This window comes from Methanomassiliicoccales archaeon LGM-RCC1, assembly GCA_030168575.1.
Taxonomy (GTDB): Archaea; Thermoplasmatota; Thermoplasmata; order Methanomassiliicoccales; family Methanomethylophilaceae; genus Methanoprimaticola.
Genome location: CP115555.1, coordinates 350520 through 371912, shown reverse-complemented (window position 1 = coordinate 371912; position 21393 = coordinate 350520). Strand labels below are relative to the sequence as shown.

General features: G+C 54.8%; 23 protein-coding genes. 13 read left to right on the top strand and 10 right to left on the bottom strand.

Translation table 11 applies throughout. The features are described 5' to 3' along the window. The first annotated feature begins 43 nt into the window (after nt 1-43). On the top strand, nt 44-808 hold the full coding sequence (locus PED39_01775) for an ATP/GTP-binding protein (GenBank protein ID WII07947.1): 765 nt from the start codon (nt 44-46) through the stop codon (nt 806-808). A gap of 48 nt (nt 809-856) precedes the next feature. Here the strand turns inward: PED39_01775 and PED39_01770 are convergent, their stop codons facing one another. After that, nucleotides 857-2101: a proteasome-activating nucleotidase gene (locus PED39_01770; GenBank protein WII07946.1), complete on the bottom strand. Its 1245-nt coding sequence runs from the start codon at nt 2099-2101 to the stop codon at nt 857-859. A gap of 96 nt (nt 2102-2197) precedes the next feature. Here PED39_01770 and PED39_01765 point away from each other — a divergent pair, with 96 nt between their 5' ends. Then, a complete protein-coding gene (locus PED39_01765; GenBank protein WII07945.1) occupies nt 2198-2686 on the top strand; it encodes a multiprotein bridging factor aMBF1 in 489 nt (162 codons plus the stop codon). Nucleotides 2687-2721: 35 nt separating this feature from the next. Here PED39_01765 and PED39_01760 read toward each other — a convergent pair whose 3' ends face one another. After that, nucleotides 2722-3219: a DUF2240 family protein gene (locus tag PED39_01760; GenBank protein WII07944.1), complete on the bottom strand. Its 498-nt coding sequence runs from the start codon at nt 3217-3219 to the stop codon at nt 2722-2724. A gap of 86 nt (nt 3220-3305) precedes the next feature. Further along, complete coding sequence (locus tag PED39_01755) at nt 3306-4322, bottom strand: hypothetical protein (GenBank protein WII07943.1); 1017 nt, start codon at nt 4320-4322, stop codon at nt 3306-3308. Between the two features lie 104 nt (nt 4323-4426). On the opposite strand from PED39_01755, the gene PED39_01750 reads away from it, so the two are divergent. The 4 genes from PED39_01750 to rpsB all read left to right on the top strand — a co-directional run bounded on the left by PED39_01750 (nt 4427) and on the right by rpsB (nt 6045). Next, nucleotides 4427-4756, top strand: a complete 330-nt coding sequence (locus PED39_01750; protein ID WII07942.1) for an SMR family transporter — start codon at nt 4427-4429, stop codon at nt 4754-4756. Further along, nucleotides 4753-5097 (top strand): SMR family transporter, encoded by a 345-nt coding sequence (locus PED39_01745; protein ID WII07941.1) that lies wholly within the window; start codon nt 4753-4755, stop codon nt 5095-5097. Before PED39_01750 ends, PED39_01745 begins: the two co-directional genes overlap by 4 nt. Nucleotides 5098-5214: 117 nt before the next feature. Beyond that, on the top strand, nt 5215-5397 hold the full coding sequence (locus PED39_01740) for a DNA-directed RNA polymerase subunit K (GenBank protein WII07940.1): 183 nt from the start codon (nt 5215-5217) through the stop codon (nt 5395-5397). 18 nt (nt 5398-5415) lie between these two features. After that, entirely contained in the window at nt 5416-6045 is a 630-nt protein-coding gene (gene rpsB, locus PED39_01735; GenBank protein WII07939.1) for a 30S ribosomal protein S2, read from the top strand. Nucleotides 6046-6129: 84 nt separating this feature from the next. Here the strand turns inward: rpsB and PED39_01730 are convergent, their stop codons facing one another. The 4 genes from PED39_01730 to PED39_01715 all read right to left on the bottom strand — a co-directional run bounded on the left by PED39_01730 (nt 6130) and on the right by PED39_01715 (nt 11787). Then, a complete protein-coding gene (locus PED39_01730) occupies nt 6130-7827 on the bottom strand; it encodes a class I adenylate-forming enzyme family protein (GenBank protein ID WII07938.1) in 1698 nt (565 codons plus the stop codon). A 1-nt stretch (nt 7828) separates the two neighbouring features. Next, complete coding sequence (locus PED39_01725) at nt 7829-9400, bottom strand: hypothetical protein (GenBank protein WII07937.1); 1572 nt, start codon at nt 9398-9400, stop codon at nt 7829-7831. Nucleotides 9401-9565: 165 nt separating this feature from the next. After that, nucleotides 9566-10471, bottom strand: a complete 906-nt coding sequence (locus tag PED39_01720; GenBank protein WII07936.1) for a glycerol dehydrogenase — start codon at nt 10469-10471, stop codon at nt 9566-9568. Then, nucleotides 10468-11787 carry a single-stranded DNA-binding protein gene (locus PED39_01715; GenBank protein WII07935.1) on the bottom strand — a complete coding sequence of 440 codons (1320 nt, stop codon included), beginning with the start codon at nt 11785-11787 and terminating at the stop codon, nt 10468-10470. Before PED39_01715 ends, PED39_01720 begins: the two co-directional genes overlap by 4 nt. A gap of 181 nt (nt 11788-11968) precedes the next feature. Here PED39_01715 and PED39_01710 point away from each other — a divergent pair, with 181 nt between their 5' ends. Beyond that, entirely contained in the window at nt 11969-13042 is a 1074-nt protein-coding gene (locus PED39_01710; protein WII07934.1) for a formate--phosphoribosylaminoimidazolecarboxamide ligase, read from the top strand. Here the strand turns inward: PED39_01710 and PED39_01705 are convergent, their stop codons facing one another. Then, nucleotides 13043-13333, bottom strand: a complete 291-nt coding sequence (locus PED39_01705; protein ID WII07933.1) for a hypothetical protein — start codon at nt 13331-13333, stop codon at nt 13043-13045. Between the two features lie 389 nt (nt 13334-13722). On the opposite strand from PED39_01705, the gene PED39_01700 reads away from it, so the two are divergent. The 6 genes from PED39_01700 to PED39_01675 all read left to right on the top strand — a co-directional run bounded on the left by PED39_01700 (nt 13723) and on the right by PED39_01675 (nt 20201). Next, nucleotides 13723-14808, top strand: coding sequence for a pyridoxal phosphate-dependent aminotransferase (locus tag PED39_01700; protein ID WII07932.1), 1086 nt, complete (start codon nt 13723-13725; stop codon nt 14806-14808). A 183-nt stretch (nt 14809-14991) separates the two neighbouring features. Continuing rightward, on the top strand, nt 14992-15996 hold the full coding sequence (locus PED39_01695; protein WII07931.1) for an aminotransferase class V-fold PLP-dependent enzyme: 1005 nt from the start codon (nt 14992-14994) through the stop codon (nt 15994-15996). Between the two features lie 2 nt (nt 15997-15998). Next, the gene (gene serA / locus PED39_01690) at nt 15999-17579 is read left to right on the top strand and encodes a phosphoglycerate dehydrogenase (GenBank protein ID WII07930.1); all 1581 of its coding nucleotides are present in this window, start codon (nt 15999-16001) and stop codon (nt 17577-17579) included. 4 nt (nt 17580-17583) lie between these two features. Then, entirely contained in the window at nt 17584-17979 is a 396-nt protein-coding gene (locus PED39_01685; protein WII07929.1) for a hypothetical protein, read from the top strand. Beyond that, entirely contained in the window at nt 17979-19862 is a 1884-nt protein-coding gene (locus PED39_01680; GenBank protein WII07928.1) for an ATP-dependent DNA helicase, read from the top strand. The genes PED39_01685 and PED39_01680 overlap by 1 nt, the downstream gene beginning before the upstream one ends. 57 nt (nt 19863-19919) lie before the next feature. Next, complete coding sequence (locus PED39_01675; protein WII07927.1) at nt 19920-20201, top strand: hypothetical protein; 282 nt, start codon at nt 19920-19922, stop codon at nt 20199-20201. Here PED39_01675 and PED39_01670 read toward each other — a convergent pair. Both PED39_01670 and PED39_01665 read right to left on the bottom strand, forming a co-directional pair. Further along, entirely contained in the window at nt 20195-20821 is a 627-nt protein-coding gene (locus PED39_01670) for a tRNA 4-thiouridine(8) synthase ThiI (protein WII07926.1), read from the bottom strand. The two genes, PED39_01675 and PED39_01670, sit on opposite strands and share 7 nt — an antisense overlap. Continuing rightward, nucleotides 20821-21387, bottom strand: a complete 567-nt coding sequence (locus tag PED39_01665; protein ID WII07925.1) for an exosome complex RNA-binding protein Csl4 — start codon at nt 21385-21387, stop codon at nt 20821-20823. The genes PED39_01670 and PED39_01665 overlap by 1 nt, the downstream gene beginning before the upstream one ends. Nucleotides 21388-21393 lie beyond the last annotated feature (6 nt).

Below are 21393 nucleotides of genomic sequence, written 5' to 3'. Positions count from 1 at the left end.
ATTGATTTCCCGTGTTCAACGTCTGACTAAGGTCGTTGATCACTTGAAATTCCTGTTTTTTATCGGAACTGCTGGCAGTGGAAAGAGCACGTTGGTCGGAGCATTCAAACAATGGTGCGATGACTCGGCAGTTGATGCGGTTGTCGTGAACATGGATCCCGGAGCGGATGCCCTGCCTTACACTGCAGATGTCGACATCAGGGAATGGATCAACCTCAGCGAGGTCATGAAGGAGTACAATCTCGGTCCCAACGGTGCGCAGATCGTAGCAGCGGACCTGATGGCCGTTAACATCAACAAGATGATCGACGTGATCTCGGGATATGACACGGACTATGTCCTGATCGATACCCCCGGACAGCTGGAGTTGTTCGCCTTCAGGGAGTCCTCCAACGTCCTCATCGATGCGTTCGGAAGGGAGGATTCCATGCTGGTCTACCTATCCGACCCGTCCCTTAGTAGATCCCCGAACGGATTCGTCACGGCCATGGTTCTCGGAGCGCTGGCACAGTTCAGACTGCAGATCCCGATGATCAATCTCCTATCCAAATCGGACACCCTTTCCGATGACGACGAGCAGAGGATGCTAGATTGGTACGTCGTGCCCGATTCGCTCTACGGCGACCTGTTGGACGCGGATAACAATCCCGAGACCGTTGTCGGAATGGAGCTCTTCAAGGCCATGGAGAATACCGGTGTCTTCGGTGAGATGCGTTCGGTTTCCTCGGAGACCGGAACAGGCCTGGAGGAGATCTACGCTGCTGCGCAGCTTGTCTTCTACGGCGGAGACGACAGCAAGAGAGAGTGATTCTCGGCAATAATTGAAAAAATGGGGCCAATGGCCCCTTTTGCAGTTTTATTGGAACATGTAGGCGGGAGCAGGGTTGGTCTTGTTCCTTCCTGCTTCCATGACCTTCTCCTTGGCAGCTAGGAAGTCTGCCTCGGTGGCCTTGTTCCTGCTGTCCCTGATGGCGAGCATTCCCGCCTCGGTGCACAGGTTCTTGATCTCGGCCCCGGACAGTCCCTCGGTGATCTCCGCGAGCTTGTTGGCCTTGACCTTCTTGTCAACGTTCATGTGCTTGATGTTGATGTCGAATATCTGAGTCCTGGCCTCGAGATCGGGCAGTCCGACGTCGATGATACGGTCGAATCTTCCGGGCCTCAGCAGGGCATCGTCCAGGATGTCGGGCCTGTTGGTGGCTCCGATGATCTTGACATTGTTGATCGCAGTGAATCCGTCCAGTTCGGACAGGAGCTGCATGAGTGTCCTCTGGACCTCCCTGTCTCCTGAAGTCGCAACGTCCAGCCTCTTGGCTCCGACGGAATCCAGCTCGTCGATGAATATGATGCTGGGTGCCTTCTCCTTGGCCAGCTCGAACAGGTCGCGGACGAGCCTTGCTCCCTCTCCGATGTACTTCTGGACGAGTTCAGATCCGACAAGCCTGATGAATGTGGCATCGGTGGCGTTGGCCACGGCCTTGGCCATCAGGGTCTTTCCGGTTCCCGGAGGTCCTACGAGCAGGACTCCCTTCGGAGGCTCTATACCGATCTTGGCGTAGAGCTCAGGTCTGAGCAGCGGATCCTCGACTGCCTCACGGAGCTCGAGCATCTGCTGCTTGAGTCCTCCGATGTCATCGTAGGTCACGTTGGGCTTCTCAAGGACCTCGGCTCCGGAAACGATCGGGTCGACCGAGGACTGGATGACCTCCATGACGGCAAGCGTCTGCTTGTTCATGGTGACCCTTGATCCGGGAATGAGCGACTTCGGATCGATGTAATCTGAAATGGCGACGACGAAATCAGGTCCTGTGGAGCTCTTGACGACCGCACGGTTGTTAGGGAGCACGTCGCGGAGGTTTCCCACTATGAGCGGGGGCGTCTTGAGCCTCTCCATCTCTCCCCTGATCCTTGCCAGGTCCTTCTGGAGCCTGAACAGCTCTCCTTCAGCGTAGCGCTTCTCGTTCTCAGCGTTGCGGAGATCCTCCACCAGCCTGACATTCCTGTCCTCCAGCGTGACGATCTTTGCTTTGAGTTCCGCTACCTCATCGGTGAATCCTGAATCGACTTCGTTTCTTTCCAGGATGGTCTCGTCGTTGTTCATCAGAACCTTGATGGACCTTCCCTTTATTATTATATCTGATGAGAAGCCCGGCTATTCAGCATCATCCTTATCTACAATCGGAATGATGAAGTAAGCATGATCTGCGAGATGTGCGGAAAAGAGGTCCCTCTGACGAAGACTGTCATCGTCGAGGGAAGCAGGTTGAACGTCTGCCCCAACTGCGCCAGGTTCGGGGAGGACTACAGGGCCAACCAGAGCGGTGCGCCTATTTCATCCTCAGTCATCGACCAGAGGCTCGAGAAGCGCGAGAGGAGGATGAAGACCAAGGACATCTACGCCGGCAGCTCCTCCACCGAGCTCATCGACGATTACGGTACCGTGATCAGGGAGGCACGCGAGGCGAAGGGAATGGACCTGGAGCAGTTCGCGGCATCCATCCTTGAGAAGAAGGGTACGCTGTCCAAGATCGAGGCCAATGCGCTGGTCCCCGACGACAAGATCATCAAGAAGATCGAGAAGGCCCTCGGCATCAAGCTGACCGAGACCGTCCAGACGGGAGTCACTGTGGGTGGAGGCAACAGTGGCAACAAGATGACTCTCGGCAACTTCATCAAGAAGGAATGAAACCAATCCCCGGCATGTCCGGGATTCTTTTTTCATCATCGGCTGCGAATACCCTCGTACACCTTATCGGTGTAGGGGCCGACATCGATACCGTTGTCCCTCAGAACAATCAGGGCGGCGGCCGCGATGTCGATATCCAGTCTCTTTTGGATCCTGGAGCATGCGGGGACGAAGTCCTTCGTCTGTATCCCGTTCTCCTTGGCGACGTCGATCAGAACATGGAAGAGGTCCGGTTCCGGATTCTTTTTACTTGGTGCCGTTGCAGGCTTGTGCAGCGAATCCACCAGCTCCTTGGAGGGCTTGTACGCCAGCGGGAGGTCCATTCCGCTGAAATCTGTAGCGGGGCGGATGTAGTCCCCTTTCTTCACTATGGCCCCATCGCTCAGCAGGCGGTTGAGGAGGAGCTTGGAATCCGACGGCGACATCCATTTGAGCTCCAGGGACGTGATCATGACGAACTCGTCCGGTTTGGAGACATCCTTACCGATGCTGCGGAAGAACGCAGCTGCGCAGACGGTCAACTCGTCGGTCATAACCCGCAGATTGGTTGGTTGATAATTAGGCTTTGTGTTAAAAGTGGGGGCCAAGAGGCCCCCGAAATGGTTTATGAATCGGAGATTCACTTGAACATGTTTGTCTCGTTCAAAGTGTATGTCCCTTCATAGTACGATTCATCGCCATTGGAATTCCGCTCGTAACTGATGATCGAAGCGTATATGATGCCGCTATCGCTGGCCCAGAAGATGTACGTACCCTCTGCGGTGAACACGATCAATTCACCATCGATCCCAACGACTTCGAAGTCATAGACGATCCTGTTCACATCCCTCTCGCCGAACGCTGTGGTGATAGTATCCTTGGTACTGCTCTTCTCCGTAGCGTTGTAGCTGTAGGTGATGGAACCCACTTCAGCATCCTCGGCGAACCATTCCAACCAGCTGGTTAGGTCTATGTCGGAGAGGAATTCCGCCTTATGCGTTAACTCATAATGCACTTCCGGCTCATTGGTCCCCTCTTTACTCTCTATTTCGTATTCATAGGTGTCGTCATCATACACCTCGGTTATGGTGTACTTCTCCGACAAGCTGGTGCCTTCGGCAAGTACGTATTCAACGGTCTCGTCGCCCAGACCCAGGATCCAATAATCCTTATTCCAGCCACTGTCATCCGTCCATGAACCGATAGCGCCGACGAACAGCTCCAGCTCCTCCTTGGGGGAGTTGTAATCCAACGAGATATACAATAGTTCATCCTCATAGTATTCATCATCTGTGATGACGATCCTCTCCACCAGGATGTATCCGGAATCAGATGTGAAAGCATAGATTCTTGGATTGTCGACATCATCAACGTAGACTCTGGCATTGACTCTCTCGCCGTTGACGCTGACGGTCCTTACATCATCTGTCAGGATGTATTCATCGGAGACATAGAGGTCGTCGATGAACTCATCCACGGTTTCGACTATCGTGTGAGATCTCGTGTATTCGCCGGAGATGGCGAAGTACGATCCGGTTTCCAAATCGGTATCGAGGTTGTCGGTAGGGTTGGTCGAGCCATAGAATGCGATGAATGACGCAAACAGCACGATAATGACGGCCGCTATGGTCGCTATGGCTGTGGTGTTTTTGGACATGGTTGGAAATAGTTTCCAGCATATATAATCAAAAGTCACAATATACTTCCAGACTATAGTAGATTAGAACCCTTTAAATCCGATGTCATCTGGTATCTTCTGCCATGACCGACTTGGGATTACTATGGGTGATACTCGCAGGGCTCATGGAGCCTATCTGGATGGTATCCCTTCAGAAGTACAACGAGAGCAAGAACATCCTCTGGGGAGGAGTGGTTCTTGCATTCATGTTCATCGGACCCGCATGTCTGTCCATGGCCACTGAGGGGACTCTGCAAATCAGCATAGCCTATGCTGTATGGGTGAGTATAGGTACGGTCATGACGACCCTGGTGGGATGGTTGATGTACAAGGATCCCATTGATCGCTACACCCTTCTTTACATCGCGATGGTCGTGGTAGGCGTCGCTGGATTCGATCTGGTGGTAGGATGAACTCAGCATGGTGGTGGGTAATCGCGGGAGGTATCGTCGAAGCGATATACACGACGTTCATGGGTCTTGCCAACGGTATGACCGACATCGTCTACACCGTATTGGGATTCTCCCTCAGCATCGTAGGCACGGTCCTGCTCAACGGCGGACTCAAGCGCGGACTGCAGATGGGTGCTAGCTATGCGGTATGGGTCGGTGTCGGCGTCGTAGGAGCTGCGATAGCAGACATCCTTGTGTTCAACAACGGCCTGAACATACTAGGATACATGTTCTTGGCCCTCACCATGGGCGGTATCGTAGGTCTAAATCTCAAGAGCGACAAGCTCCCGGAGAGGGCCTGATGACGGGCGTCCTCGCGCGCGCGTTTTTTGATTATATACTAACAGATAAAATAAGGGCCTAGCAAAGGTTTATAATCAGGACTAGTTTACACGGCTCTATCCTGTATGGTGACTTATATGGAAACACACAGTAAGTACACAAGATTCGAGAAAGCAAGGATCATCGGAGCGAGGGCACTGCAGATCTCATACGGAGCGCCCGTACTCACGGACTATCCGGAGGATATGCTTGACCCTATCGATATCGCCATGCTGGAATTCGACAAGGATCTCATCCCGATCACTGTCGTCAGGAACTGATCATAAAGAGGTATCAATATGAGCGAAGAGGAAACATATGTAGCACCGGGAACCGATCTCCTGGTGGAAGAGGACATCTACCTTACATCCGGAGTACACATCGGAACACAGCAGAAATCCGCCGACATGAAGGACTTCATCTACAAGGTCAGGCAGGACGGACTGTACGTTCTCGACGTCAAGAAGACCGACGACAGGCTCAGGGACGCAGCTTCCTTCCTGGCAAGGTTCGACTCCAAGAGGATCCTCGTCGTCTCAGCTAGACAGTACGGACAGAAGCCCGCAAGGGAGTTCTCCAAGGCAATCGGAGCACCCGCATTCGCAGGCCGTTTCGTCCCCGGTACCCTCACCAACCCCCTGAACCCCGCGTTCATCGAGCCCGAGGTCCTGGTCGTCACCGATCCTTCGGCAGACAAGCAGGCACTCAACGAGGCCCTTAACCTCGGAATCCCCATCGTCGCACTGTGCGATGCCAACAACGAGACCAGGAACGTCGACCTCGTCATCCCCACCAACAACAAGGGAAGGCGCGCACTCGCATGCATCTACTGGATCCTCGCAAGGGAGGTCCTCACCAGGCGCGGAGACCTCAAGGACCCCAACGACTTCCAGTTGTCCATCGACGACTTCGAAGCTAAGCTCATCTGAGCATTCTAAACTTCACGCCCCTTCGGGGGCTCTTCTTCTAAAACAATCGTTCAGAACATACCGACACGGTATGTGCTAGACGGATCACTTGTAACGATATTCCCCGTAGATCTTCTCGAGGGCGATGTTGTCGTTCTTGCCCATGCTGGTGAGGGGAATGGAATCGACGACGATGACGTCCACCGGCTTTCCACGGTCCTCGACATCCTCGTCGCAGACCTTCAGGAGCTCCTTGCGAACCGCATCCTTATCGCAGCCCGGCTCCAGCTCGACCAGCGCTAGAGGCATGTGGCCGATCCTGTGGTCCAGATCCTTCACGCCGATGACGGCGCAGTTGACGACATGGTCGTGATAGGTCAGGAGGTTCTCAAGGGTCGTTGGAAAGACCTTATGGCCGTCGAACCTGGCGATCATCCTCTTCAGACGGCCCATGACATGCAGGAACCCATCCTCGTCGAGGAATCCCAGGTCTCCCGAGTGTATCCAGGTCATTCCGTCATCATGCTTCTTCATGATCTCGGCAGTCTCCTCGGGCTCCTTCCAGTATCCCTTCATGATGATGGGTCCGGCCATGCAGATCTCGCCTGTCTCGTTGTATCCCAATTCTTTGCCTGTCTCGGTATCGAAGATGCCGACGATGGATAGCGGACAGGGCGCACCCACGGTCCCTGGTTTGTAAATATCAAGGAACGAAGCCGTAGCAGTGGAGGACACCTCCGACATGCCGTATCCCTGGGAGAGCCTGTAAGGCATGTTGTGCGACTTCATCTCGCTCAGCATCCAGTCCTCCAGACCCCTGCTGATGTTGTCCCTTCCGGATCCGAGGGTATAGATGAACGATAGGTCCTTCCCTTTGACCTCCTTGCTGCTGAGCATCATCTCGCAGTAAGCGGGGGTGGCTATCATATGGTTGGGACGATACTTCATCACGAGTTTCCCGAAGTCCTCCGGGACAAATTTGGGTATGATGATGAGCCTTCCGCCCTTTGATATCGGCATGTGAAGTCCGGTGACCAGTCCGTAGGATGTGAACATCGGTATGATGCCGAGGAACGACTGGCCGTTGTTGAAGGTCGGTGCACTGATCTTGAAGTTCTCCGCGACCGCGTTTATCGAATCGTTGGTGAGCATGACGCCCTTCGGCGTCCCGGTGGTCCCGCCGGTGTAAGTTATCGCGGCGGTGCGGTCGCCGACGTACGGCGCTTCCGGTGCCTGGCGACCCTCTCCGAAGGCTATGAAATCCTTCCATCTGATGACGTTAGGTCCATAGGTGACCTTGGGGAGCTTGAAGCTCGCTATCATGCGCTTCAATGCGCTGACGCTGCCCGTGGAGGGGATGACATAGAGCGTGTAGCCGTTCTTGGTCAGGACGTTCCCGGCCCTTTCATAGACGGCATCCAGTACGAATGCCTTCTTGATCCCGGAGGTCTCGGCACGTTGGAGAATGCTCTCGCGGTCCATCCTAGGGTCGATCGTGTTGGCAGTTGCACCGATCTTGTTGAGCGCATAGAACAGTGCAATCGATTCCGGGACGGCAACGGTCACCAGCGTAATCACGTCATCCTCCTTGATGCCGATCGCGTCGAGCGATGCGGCTATCCTCTCTATCATATCCCAAAGTTCCGAATGTTTGATGGAAGAACCGAAGAAGTCTAGGACGACCTCATCCTCCCTGTTGGCATTGGATGTCCTGATGTAACGGTATGCGGACATCTCCGGCATGGGAGGGATGTCCGGTGAATACAGGGACATCCATACGCGTTCCTCGGACGGTGTGGTCATCTTAAGATTCCGCCTTCTTTCTGTGGATGTGGTATTGATACAATGCCGATGCACCAATGGCCACTGCTACGATGATCATTGCGATGAAAAGCGGGCTGATGTTCCTGGGAGGGTTGTTCAGTATATCATGCTGTTCGATGGCCGTGATGATCGCCGATGCCACTTCATCATGGCCGGCCGGCGAGGGGTGGATCAGTGCAGCGGCGAACATGCTGTTCGCTAAGTACAGCAGGAACATCTCGTTGTAGTCAAAGAAGACGCTGTCGGTTCCGTTGGATATGGTGCAGCCGCCATCTTCGTGGAGGACGATGTCGCAGTCGTAGTCATGGATCATGTCCAGGTTGTTCACCAGCTTCATCTTGGTCGCGTTGGCCTGGGCCTTTATGCCGTCCCCTTCCAGCAGCTTTAACAGGTCTCCCTTGTTGGAGCCTAGGGAGTACTTCAGGAACTCGGTGAGGTCATGATCGTCCCCGTCGTAGTAATCGTAGACAACGTACGATTCCACGGGTATGTACCAATCGCATTTCTTTTCGATGTAGGGGCGCAGCTCCTCGGGGACCACTTCATCATGGCCGTCCAGGAGCGCTATGGTCATGTCGTTCTTCGAACCGTTGGTGAGATACAGATTCGATAGGTCTGCCTGCGTGAACTCGTCCAGGAGCTTCTCCGGGGACTTGTCCAGGCTGACATGGTATACACAACCGGCGTACGGGGACAGATATTTGGCGTAGAAGTTTCCGAAACCGCCCATCATGCCGTAGAGTTCGCCTGCGGGGATCGTCAGCGGACCAACGGTGAGCGACATCTCATTTATGGGGTTCGTGGTGTCCACGACTATTATGGTCGCATCGGGATTCAATTCCAGGATCCTAGCAACGTTGTAGTCGAAATCACGGCAGTACATCGTGATACAGTAAGCGACCCCACTGGTGAAAGATTCGATGAGTTTGCTGATGAAATCCGCGCCTAATCCGGATAGGATGGCCCTGTCGACGACCAATGCGTTCATACCAGTTGTTCCCATGATCGATTTGGCCAAAATGTAAGAATACGGGTCCAAGGTCTCGAACGGTCTGTTCAGGGCGGGGTCGTCAAGGTTCATGAACACGCTATCCATGGTGTTGGAGAAGTCGAAGTGGAACTGGTATGTAATCAGGTCCGCCTCGGAGATCCTGTCCTGGTAGTAACGTTTGAAACCATCCATATCCGGCGTGTATCCCTCGGGCAGGATCTTGGCGCTGTTGGACATGTAATGTTTATAGACTTTGGATACGGTGTAGTCGTCTCCGTTGTAATCGTCGTAGATGAGGGAGCGGAAATCCAGCGTACGTGTCGAACTGACTGCTAACTGATGGTATTCTACCTCGTACCCCTGTGATTCGAGGTACTTCGCGATCTTCGTGGGGTAGATGACATCGCTCTTCACTTCGAACCCGTAGCTGTTGTAGTCGGTGCTCGTGTAGTATTCCGGATTGCCATAGCCGTTGACCATGGAATCGCCTACGGATATGTACGTTATCTGAGGCTTCCAGTCCTCCGCATCCGTTTGGATCAGCGGGGCCAATGTCGGCATTATCATTAAGGAGACTGCAAAAAAAGTCACAATAACCTTGCTGATGCCTTTCCACATCCAGATTCCTCAGCCATCCAGCCATGTATCTGGCAGATACAACTGTTCTTAGCGTTACTTGGTATAATAAGGTTACATACGACGGGAGGGGTACCACCCCTCCCAGATTCAAATGCGTTTGAGGTATCTGAGGTTGGGCTCGTAGACGAGTCCCTTGTCCATCAGGGTGTTGGAGACCTCCTCGAGCTCGATGCTGCTGATGCCTTCGGCCTCGGCTCTTCTCTCGAGCTCCTCCCTGGGGGCTCCCTTGCCGTCGGTGTCCAGCTCTTCCAGCAGATTCAGGATCATGTCCTCCAGCTGAGCGCTGTTGTTTCCTGATGCACCGTTCTCGGGAATCTCGATCTCGTCGGGCTCTCCGGAAAGGTCCTCGGGGAATCCGAGATCCACATCCCTGTCGGGCAGGAGCATCCTCAGCGCTGCCTGGATGGTCTTCAGGTACAGCGAAGAGTCGGGCATCTGACCGTAATTGTCCAGCGCATATGTGATGCCGAAGGCCTCCACCGGGCTCATTCCAGCCTTGATGAGGTCCTGTTCCGTCGCGTCGCCCATGCCGAGCACCCTCTTGGTGTTGGTCAGCCTCCTCCATGTGGATTTGGCGGTCTCGAGGATCCACTCCTTGCGGACGTCCTCTGTGATGGGGATGACGTGCTCCGGTCTGACCGATATCAGAACCCTGCCGTCATCGGCATTATAGGCTCTGACCCTTCCGACCGCCGCGACGAAGCACGGAGCCTCCAGGTCGGCCATCGTCGCAGCCGCCTCGGGCTGGAATCTTCCGACGTTGATGTAGAAGCTGCCGGACACATCCTGTATCCTGGCCCTCCACATGGGCTCTTCTTCGCTTCCGGTGTTCTCCTTCTCGGTCATGACCCCGGCGATGAGGACCCTGTTGATCTTCGCACCGAGAGGTGTGACGATGTAGGACGGGGCCTTCTCTTCGGTGGCCTTGATCTCCAGCGTGGATGAGTTCAGCTCGGTGGCGAACACCCTCCATGCGGTCTCTCTGGCGTTCATATTGCCGCCTCCACTTCGTCAAGGAGCTTTCCAGCTTCCTCTTCAAGGTCGATCTTGACGCAGTCTGCCGATTTGACGATGATGCTCGGACCGTAGTCGTCGCTCATGACGTTGCCGGTGACGGAGATCCTCTTCATCAGGATCTTTCCGGTTATCTCCCTTCCGACGACGCCCTCGCCCTGAGCCGCAGCCAATCCCTGGGCTGCCTGCAGGGTCACTCCTGTGAGCTTCTCTGTGTCGGCACGGTTGATTATCGCCCCGATGGCACCAGTTCCGTCATCCAGGACGATCTTGAGCCTCAGGTCCGTGATGCCCTCCACCATGCCGTGGGTGGTGCATGTCCCGTTCAGCATTGAACGGTTGCATTGGGGACATCTCCTGATTATACCGCTACCCTGGCGGACATCGACCACCAGGCCTTCAAGCGTTATGTCCAGACCGCCGCCGATCCTGCTGATCTCATCGACGGTCTTCTTGTTCACCGATGTGTCTATCACATCTGCGATCTCATCTACGCGGCTGACCTCGCATCTGTCGCCGAGGTTCAGCTGAGGAATGCCCTTCCAGGACCTTATGTAGGCGTTCTGGATGCACAGCGATTCCCCCTCCTTGATGCCGAAGTCGCTCCATGCTGAGAATTGGATCTTCCCGGTGTCGTCGGCGATGACACCTGAATACACGGTCTTGGGTTCGCCCTTGGCGGTGATCTCCCTGGTCTCCACGGAGACGATCTTGCCTGTCACGGTGACGCTTCCCATGCCTTCCTTGATGGATCCGATCTTGACCTCGGTCACGGGTCCAGCCGAGATCTGCCTCTCCTGAGGCTCGATCTTGGGACCGGAGTAGTTCTCCACGCGGCCGCGGTTCCCGATGTTGATCTGGACCTTGTCGTTCCAGGTCTTGCAGTAGCAGTTTCTGAAGATGTAGTCCGTTCCCTTGGCCAGTGAGAGCGCTCCAGGCTCCCATACGGTGAATGATGCACTGCCGGTCTCGTCAGCGAGGATTCCCGAGATTATGATCTTGGGCAACCCTTTGACCGTGATCTCCTTGTTGTCCACGAAAACGACCTTGGCCGTGATGTCAACGTTCTGTTCCGAGCCCGTGAGCTCGCCAATCTTCTTGACCAGGCTGTTGCCGGTCACGAAAGTGGATGTATCGGTACCTCCGTACTTTCTAATGATGCCCCTCTTGGCGGCATCGATGTTCACGTGGTACTCGTTGAGATATTTGTTCAGCTCCTCTGCGAGCTGTTCTTCGTCGATCTTGTCTCCGAGCACCCTTTGCAATTCCTGAATATGGGGTGTTAGTTCATCCATTTCCATTGTATCGACTCCTTCCCATAGGGATGGACGTCAATGAATCATTCCCTATCTATAAAAGGCTACGAGGGGGGTGACCGAAAGTGGCGAAAGTGGATGCAGAGCGGTATACCCAGAGTGGTCGATTTCTTGATTTTTTCTCCGTAGGGTTTAAATCACACATCAACATTGATGTTTAATGGTACCCAAGAAGAGAATCGATGAAATCCTTGACGGCTACGACCCTAAGGATATTACGATCGCTACCCTCTGCTCCCACTCCTCGTTGCAGATTTTCCACGGAGCTAAGAAGCTGGGGTTCAAGACATTGGGATTGACCATTTCGCATTCCACCAAGTACTACGATGCGTTCCCACTCGGAAAGCCCGATGAGATCATCAAGTACAAGGACTTCGACGACATGGAATCCCGTGTCGACGAGCTCTACGACAGGAATGCCATCATCATACCCCACGGGTCCTTCGTCGAGTACATGGGGTCCAAGAGGTTCTCAGACTACCCTGTCCCGTCATACGGGAACCGTGAGGTACTGAACTGGGAGTCCAGCAGGGAGAAGCAGAGGGAATGGATCACCAGCGCTGGGGTATCGATGCCCGAGATCATCACCGAGCCAAAGGATATCGACAGACCGGTCATGGTCAAATACAATGGGGCCAAGGGCGGAAAGGGTTACTTCATCGCCATGGACTACAACGGATTCAAGCTCGCGGTAGATCCCGACGAGTCTTACAACATACAGGAGTACTGCTTGGGAACAAGGTACTACATGCATTTCTTCTACGACCCGCTGAAGCACGACGGGTACAGGTGCGCTGAGGGAGGGTCCCTCGAGCTGATGTCCATGGACCGTAGGGACGAGTCCAACATCGATGAGCTGTACAAGCTCGGTAACATAGACGAGCTGAAGAAGGTCGGAATGTACCCCTCGTTCGTGGTTACCGGGAACACCCCTGTCGTCCTGAGGGAATCGCTGCTCCCGAAGGCGTTCGACATGGCGGAGAAGGTCGTCGATAAGTCCTACGAGCTGTTCGGAGGAATGTGGGGACCGTTCTGTCTGGAGACAGTCGTCAACGACAAGCTTCAGTTCAAGGCATTCGAGATCTCTACCAGGATCGTCGCGGGTACGAACCCGTTCATCTCCGGCTCCCCCTATGCCGACCTGATATATCCCGGAATGAGCACCGGCGCCAGGATGGCCATGCACATCAAGGAAGCCGCTGAGACGGGCAAGCTGAAGGACATCGTATCCTGATCACCTGAAGATCATCTCTCCGGTGGAGCCGTCGTCAACGAAGTTGTTGTTCTCCAGCAGCTTGCGCCTTCCGCGGTCCACGTATACGGATACGCGGAAGTTGCCGACTTCCTTGCCTGTCATTGCCGAGACGATCTCGGAGGCATCCAGCGGGGGCATTCCCTTTATGCGGACCAAGGAGAAACACAAAGCTTCCATCACTGACAGACCCTCGACGACCGTGAGATCCAAGAAATGTCTGCTGATCTCATCCTTTATGGCATTCAGTTCGGATTCTGACAGGCCGGACATGTCATTACAAAGAGAGAACAACTAGTTTAAGTTAAGGAGATAACGGCTATCAAAGGAGCCGGATCGGTTAGGCCGATCGGACCTTGACATCCCTTACGGACGTCAATGACAAGCATCCGACCTCACCTCTTGCCAACGGTCTTGGTTCGCCGAGAATGGCCTTGCCCAGCGTCCCGGGCTTACCGTTCTACTGCATTATTCCATTCAGAGTAATTATATTTAATACATGGTTCATGCCGTTCCTAATTGGATTTCACGGCGCTTTACTAACAATTATTATCATCCTCAGTAATGCGCGATTTAACAATAGGTGCATCAGGATGGTTTCGCAGAGATTGCAGACGGTACCTGCCTCAGGAACGATAGCGATATCAAATCTTGTCAGTCAGATGAAGGCCGAAGGCGTGGACATCGTGTCCTTCTCGATGGGAGAACCGGATTTCACTACACCGTCCAACATCATCGACGCGGCATGTGATTCCCTGCACGCGGGATTCACTCACTATACCCCTTCCACGGGTATTCCCGAGCTCAGGAAGGCCATCGCCGATTACACCAAGAAGAACGACGGAGTCCCCTGCGACGCATCCAACGTTCTGGTCACACCCACCAAGCAGGCCATATTCATGACCTGTCTAGCATACATCGATCCAGGTGACGAGGTCATCCTGCCCGATCCATCATGGGTTTCATACGAGGCATGCGTCCGTTTGGCCGGAGGCGTCCCCGTCTACATCCCTACGAAGTTCGAGGATGGATTCGTTGTAGACCCTGCACTCATCGAGGCTGCTATCACCCCTAAGACCAGGATGATAATCCTCAACACCCCAACGAATCCTACCGGTGCGGTCATACCAGCTGACAAGCTGAAGCAGATCGCGGACATCGCGATCAAGCATGACATCAAGGTCATGTCCGATGAGATATACAGTGCTATCATCTATGAGGGAAAGCACGTCTCTATGGCCTCATTCCCCGGCATGTTCGACCATACCATTCTCATTTCCGGTCTCTCCAAGACCTTCGCGATGACGGGATGGAGGCTGGGATGGGCAATCGCTCCGGCCGAGGATATCAAGAACATCAACAAGTTGCAGTCGCATTCGATCTCATGCTGCACGTCCTTTGTTCAGAAGGCTGCGGTGGAGGCCCTCACCGGACCCCAGGATTCCAAGTTCGAGATGGTCAAGGCGTTCAAGAAGAGGCGCGATCTGGCACTCGATCTGATCGCGGACATTCCCGGCATGGAGTGCAACGTTCCCAACGGAGCCTTCTATCTCTTCCCGAAGTACAACAAGGACATCCCATCGGCTAAACTCGCCGAGATCCTCCTCAAGGAAGGCCATGTCGCCGTCACCCCCGGTACCGCATTCGGACCTGGCGGAGAGGGATTCTTCAGGATCTCCTACGCCACATCCGAGGACCAGATCAGAGAGGGCATCTCGAGGATCAAATCCACGCTCTCGAAGCTCTGAAATCCGCTTTTCAGTGCGTTTCTGAAGGTCAGTATGGACGCGCATGCGCGCGTTCCTGCATCCTATTTTATAGGACGTGCGGGTTACACAATCAATGTCGCTTACGCGAGCGAGGGATTAATCTTGAGTAGAACGTTGTTCACGGTCGGCCCCGTACATGTGGAGCAATCGACCCTTCAGGCTATGACAAAACCTATGATCACACACCGCTGCAAGGAGTACAAGGAGCTCCACGCAGGAATCGTTGAGAAGATTCAGAAGGCTCTCAACACCGATATGGACGTGTTCCTTGTCGGAGGATCCGCCACGGTGATGCTGGAGGCAGCCATCAGGAACGGCGTTAACAGCAACTCCCTCGGACTGACGAACGGTTCGTTCGGTAACAGGTCCATCGAGCTCGGGGAGCTCAACGGCAAGAACGTGACCAAGGTCCAGGTCCCTTGGGGGCAGGCCATGAAGCCAGAGCACATCGCCGGCAAGGTCACAAAGGACATCGAGGCCGTCCACTGGGTGAGCAACGAGTCCTCCACAGGAGTGTTCAGCGACTCCCTCGCCCTTACCAAGGAGATCAAGGCCCAGAACCCCGATGCGCTCACGATGATCGATGCGGTCACATCCGCATTCGCCATGGACCTCAAGGTGAAGGACCTTGACGCTGATTCCATCGTCTTCGGAACCCAGAAGGCCCTCGCCCTTCCCCCCGGACTCGCGATCATGCTTTGCTCGGAGAGGCTCCTGGAGAAGGCTAAGACCGTTCCCAACCGCGGATTCTACGGCGACTTATTGAAGATCAAGAAGCAGGCGGACGTCGACTATGCACTTACGACTCCCCCTGTATCCCTCATGTACGCCCTCGACTACCAGCTGGACAAGGCTCTGGCAGAGGGCATGCAGAACAGGTATGCGAGGCACCAGGAGATGGCCGACATGGTCAGGAACTGGGCCGACAAGAAACTGCACGGAGTCTTCCCCGAGAAGGGATACCAGTCCAATTCGATCGGTGTCCTCAACAAGGGCGATATGGACTTCGATGCTTTCAGTTCCAAGCTGAAGGCCAAGGGATACGAGATATCCAACGGCTACGGCGATGTCAAGGAGACCACATTCAGGATCGGGCACATGGGAGACACCACGCCCGCTATGGTGAAGGAGCTCCTGTCCGTAATGGACGAGGTATTGGAGGAATGAAGATGACAACGAAGATTCTGGTATCGGACCCCCTGGATGCAGAGGGTCTCGAGATCCTCAAGAACTCCGGTTTCCCCGTCGACGAGGTCTCCGGACTCACAGAGGATGAGCTTTGCGCGAAGATCGGCGATTACGATGCTCTGATCATCAGGTCGGGCACCAAGGTGACCAGCAAGGTCATCGACGCAGGCAAGAAGCTGCGCGTCATCGGACGTGCCGGAGTAGGTGTGGACAACATCGACGTCCCGTACGCCACCGACAAGGGAATCCTCGTCATGAACACCCCCTCGGCGAACATCCTGTCCGCAGCGGAGCACTCCTGTGCTATGCTCCTGGCAGTAGCAAGGAACATCCCCTTCGCACACGAATCCATGCACAAGGGCGAGTGGAAGAGATCCAAGTACACCGGTGTCGAGCTCAACGGAAAGGTGCTCGGAATCATCGGAGTGGGACGCGTCGGCGGAGAGGTGGCGAAGCGCATGAAGGCCTTCAACATGACCATGATCGGATACGATCCCTTCCTGCCCAAGGAGGTCGCGGACTCCCTCGGAGTCAGGCTGACAACCCTGGAAGAGGTCATCACCAAGGCCGATTTCATGACCATCCACACACCTCTTCTCCCCGAGACGAGGAACATGATCTCGCTCCCCCAGTTCAAGATGATGAAGCCCAACGCGAGGATCGCCAATGTGGCCCGCGGAGGAATCGTCAACGAGGACGATCTGTACACGGCTCTGAAGGAGAAGATCATCGCAGGCGCCGCATTTGATGTGTGGTGCAACGAGCCCCTCACGGACGACGAGAAGAAGCTCCTGGAGCTGGACAACCTCGTCACCACACCCCACCTGGGAGCATCCACGGTGGAGGCACAGCTGAGGGTCGCAGTCGAGGTCGCTGAGCATGTCATCATGTACCTCAGGGACGGAATCGTATCCAACGCCATCAACGCACCCCGCGGATCTCTGGACAAGGAGACCGAACCTTACATCCCCCTGGTCAAGAACATGGGATCCATCATTCAGCAGATCATCGGCAACAACCCGCTCAACAAGCTGGAGATCTCATACTGCGGCAACCTTGCCGAGAAGCAGACCAAGATGCTCACAGTCAATGCGATCATCGGATACCTCGAGGGCATCATCGGAACCGCCAACATCATCAACGCTTTGCCCGTGGCGAAATCCAAGGGAATAGAGGTCATCGAAGGCACGAAGGATGCTTCCAAGGACTACTCCAGCATCGTGGAGATGAAGTTCACATACAACGGCATCACACGCTCGCTGAGGGGAACCGTCATCGGAGGAACACCCAAGCTCATCGGAATCGACGAGTTCATCACCGACATCACGCTGGCCGACAGGATGATCATCCTCAAGTACAAGGACACCCCCGGTGTCATCGGAACAGTCGGAAATGCCATCGGAGAGCTTGGAATCAACATCGCTCTCATGGCCGTCGGAAGGAATGCTGGAAAGGCCACAATGTTCCTGACCATGGACCAGGACGTCCCCGAGAACGTCGTCAAGGCTCTCGGAGAGAAGGTCGGAGTCGAGGAGATCAAGTACATCGAGCTCGGACAGTGATACCATGAGCATAGTCACCGTAGACGATCTGACCCTGGCCATCAAGAACAGCATCGACGATTCCCACGCCATGGTGGAGGAGCAGGCATACGAGCTCGCCCATCATGTGCTCAACTTCTTCGGATACTCCGACAGGATCATCGACAACGTCCTGGAGCCTGAGGACCGTGATGCGTTCTATATGCTGGAGGACGGAGGGATCCTCACCACCGAGAGGGAGGAGACCACTCTGTACGACGGAAGGGAGTGGAGGATCCACTACTGGCTGTTCAAGAGGGACAAGATCGCGGATCTGATGGTCAACTCCAGGAGTAGGGAGAAGTCCACCGGTGACGAGGAGTTCACCTACGCCGACCTTCCGGACGACGTCTGGCAGAGAGGCGGCGAAGAGGACGAGTGATGGATTACTTCCCCTACGAGTACCGCGCCGGTCAGAAGGAGCTAGTCGAATTCATTGACCGCACGGTACGCGATCGCAGGTGTGCGGTCATAGAGGCGGGGACCGGAACCGGAAAGACGGTCACATCGCTGTGCGGGGTCCTGGGCTACACCAGGGAGCACGGCATGAAGGTCATCTACCTGACCAGGACCAAATCCCAGCAGAAGCAGGTCATCAGGGAATCCGCCGCCATAGGCGGGGACATCATGTGCGTGGCGATGCAGGGCCGTTCGGCAGCATCATGCCCGATGATGAGGGACGATCCAGATTTGGCCTCAGGCAATGCCGAGGAGATCTCCAAGCTCTGCTCGGAGTACAAGAAAAAGAAGAACGGCATCTGTCACTGCAAGTATTTCTCGAACATCGAGGTGACCGATGTTGAACAATGGGTGGATGTCATCAGGAGGGAGCACCCTGAACCGGAGAGATTTGCCCAGATGTGCGAGGATGCCGAGGTCTGCCCCTATGAGCTGATGAAGCTCCTCCTGCCTTACGCCGATGTGATAGCCGTTCCGTACCCATTCATCTTCATGCCTATGATCCTGGACCGTTTCGTGGAGTGGGCAGGTGTCCCTCTGTCGCAGATGGTCCTGATAGTCGACGAGGCCCATAACCTTCCGGATTACCTGAGGGACGTCCAGACATTCGAATATTCTGAATACGCCATGGATCTGGCCGCCAAGGAGGCGAAGGACCATGGGGACTTCGAGCTCCAGGAGGGCATCACCGTGACTGATCTGGTCGCGGTGCTGAAGGAGATACTGGCCCATGCACAGAAGGAATATCTCATAGATGATGACGGGATGCTCCCGCCGTACTATCTGGAGGACGAGCTCATGTCCCGTCTGGGAGTCAGCTCGGTCACTATATCCCGCATGTGCAAGGCCATGGAGGAGATCGGCGACGGCATCATGGAGAAGAAGAAGGAGCGCAGGAAGCTTCCACGTTCCTACATCCATTCGATGTCCAGATTCATACGCGCTTGGATTGACGGGGACGAGGACAACTATGTGAGGCTGATCGTCAAGGAAGGGGATAATCCGCTCTTCCAGGCATACTGCATGGATCCCTCAGGCGCTGCCGGACCATTGATAGACTGCTTCTCGTCCATACACATGTCGGGTACGCTCCAGCCTCTGGACGCATACATCTCTGAACTAGGTCTGGACAGGGTAAACAAGCTCTGTCTGGACGGTATATTCCCCAAGGAGAACCTCCTCACCCTGTACACGGACAAGGTGTCCATGAAGTATGAGGAGAGGGAGATTCCGGAGAACTACAACACTCTCATGGAGATGATAGTGGAATGCGTCAACGCTGTCAGGGTCAACACATCCGTGTTCTTCCCGTCCTATTCGTTCATGGACAAGATGGTGGACGACGGTCTTGTACAGAACCTCCGGAGGGATGTGGTCTATGAGCAGAGGGGTATGTCGCAACCAGAGCTCATGAACGTCTTCGAGAACTTCAAGACGTCTCAGGGAAGCGTCCTGTTCTGTGTGACCGGAGGGAGGATCAGCGAAGGTCTGGACTTCCCGGACAAGGCCTTGGAGATGGTGATCATGATAGGCATTCCCTATCCAAAGCCTACTGCCAAGATGCGTGCCATGCGCAGGTATTACGACATCAGGTTCGGCAACGGCCTATGGTACACCAACACGATCCCCACCGTCAGGAAGATGAGGCAGTCCATTGGCAGGCTGATAAGATCGGAGACGGACAGGGGCGTCGCAGTCATCCTGGACCGTAGGATAGCAGGCCTCAAGGACATCCAGGCGGAGCTAAGTCAGGACATACCGTCGAAGATAAGGGAGTTCTTCGGCTATTCGAAGTACGATCTCTGACAGGCTACGGTCAGATCATCCAATACGATTATTTACTGAACAATCTTAACCCGGGGCATGGAGATAACCGTAGAACCCGATGTGGAGCAGATGATCAAGGAAGCAGGATGCGATTACCGCGTCTGCACAGCATGCCTAGGTCCTGCACTTGTACCTACCTCGGTAAAAGGCCCCAAGGAATCAGACATCAAGATCAAGATCGGGGACAACACGCTTTACATCTCCATGTACGTCGCACGTTACATCTCCAGAGTCACAATGGACATGCTGTACGATGATGACGAGATCGATTCCTGTCCAGCGTTCCCGGAGAGGTTCCACAACAAGTATTATCACTGAACAAGGACAGCCTTCTCAGCGCATTCGTGCGCGAGGGAATCGATGTCTATCTTGGCGCTCATGGACGCCACCTTGTCCGGAGAAGCTTCGGTTATAGGCCTGATGGGCACTATCTTGCAGCCGTCGGTCGGTCTTATGGAGATCTCGTAAGTGCCTATCTGCTTGGCCACCGCCTCTATCTCCAGTTTGTCAAGCCCGATGAGCGGCCTGGCTACGGGGAAATCGAGCCCTGTGTTCTCCGACCTGATGTTCTTCAGGGTCTGGGAAGCTACCTGGCCCAGGGAGTCTCCCATGATTATCCCTGATGCTCCGAGCTTCTTCGCTAGTTCCCTGGCGGTCCTCTGCATGACACGTTTGCACAGTACGCACTGGTAGTGCGGATCGCAGTTCTCGTTGATGATCGTCTGATTCCTTCCGTGCTCAGCAACGTACAGAGGAAACTCTTTCCCGGTGACCTCCCTGAGACGCTGGGCTATGTCCTTGACGACCTCGATGGAGCGGTCGTCGGTGTACGGACGGTTGTCCATGTGGAGAAGAATGACATCCGCACCGCGTTTGCTCATGAGGTAGGATGCTACGGGAGAATCGATCCCGTTGGACATCAGTGCTACTAGCTTCATCAGAGGTCCACGTCGCCATAGTCGTCAGCTAGTTTTCTGGGCATGGCGTACTTGCACTCGGGGCAGAAAAGTCCGTCGCCCTTCTTGCTCCTGACCATCTCGGTCTTGCACTTGCCGCACTGAGCCCTGATCACTCCAAGGTGATCATCCTTGGTGGTAAGCTGGAGAGCGGGTTTGATGGCTGTGACCCTGGCCCTGATGAAGTCTCCCTTCCTGAGCTCCTTCGACACATCGTCGGTGTAGCCCTGGGAGATCTTGGACACGTGGATCGTAGCATAAGTGTCTCCGCCGAGCCTCCTCTGGACACCTTCCTTGACGTAGACGTCGGCGGTGGCCATCGTGTTCCTGATGTCGCCCACGATACCGTAGACTATGTCTCCGACAGCAAGAACGTTGGGCGGGTTGGGGGAGACAACCCTGACGACGCAGTTGTCGTCATCGAACTCGAGCTCCCCGATCTGTGAGGCGTAGATAACGCCGTCCTCTGCGAATGTTCCCTCTGCGGCCAGATACTCCTCCTCTGAGGCAACTTCCTGTCCGGGGAAAACTAGATTGGAATCTGTCATGTGAAA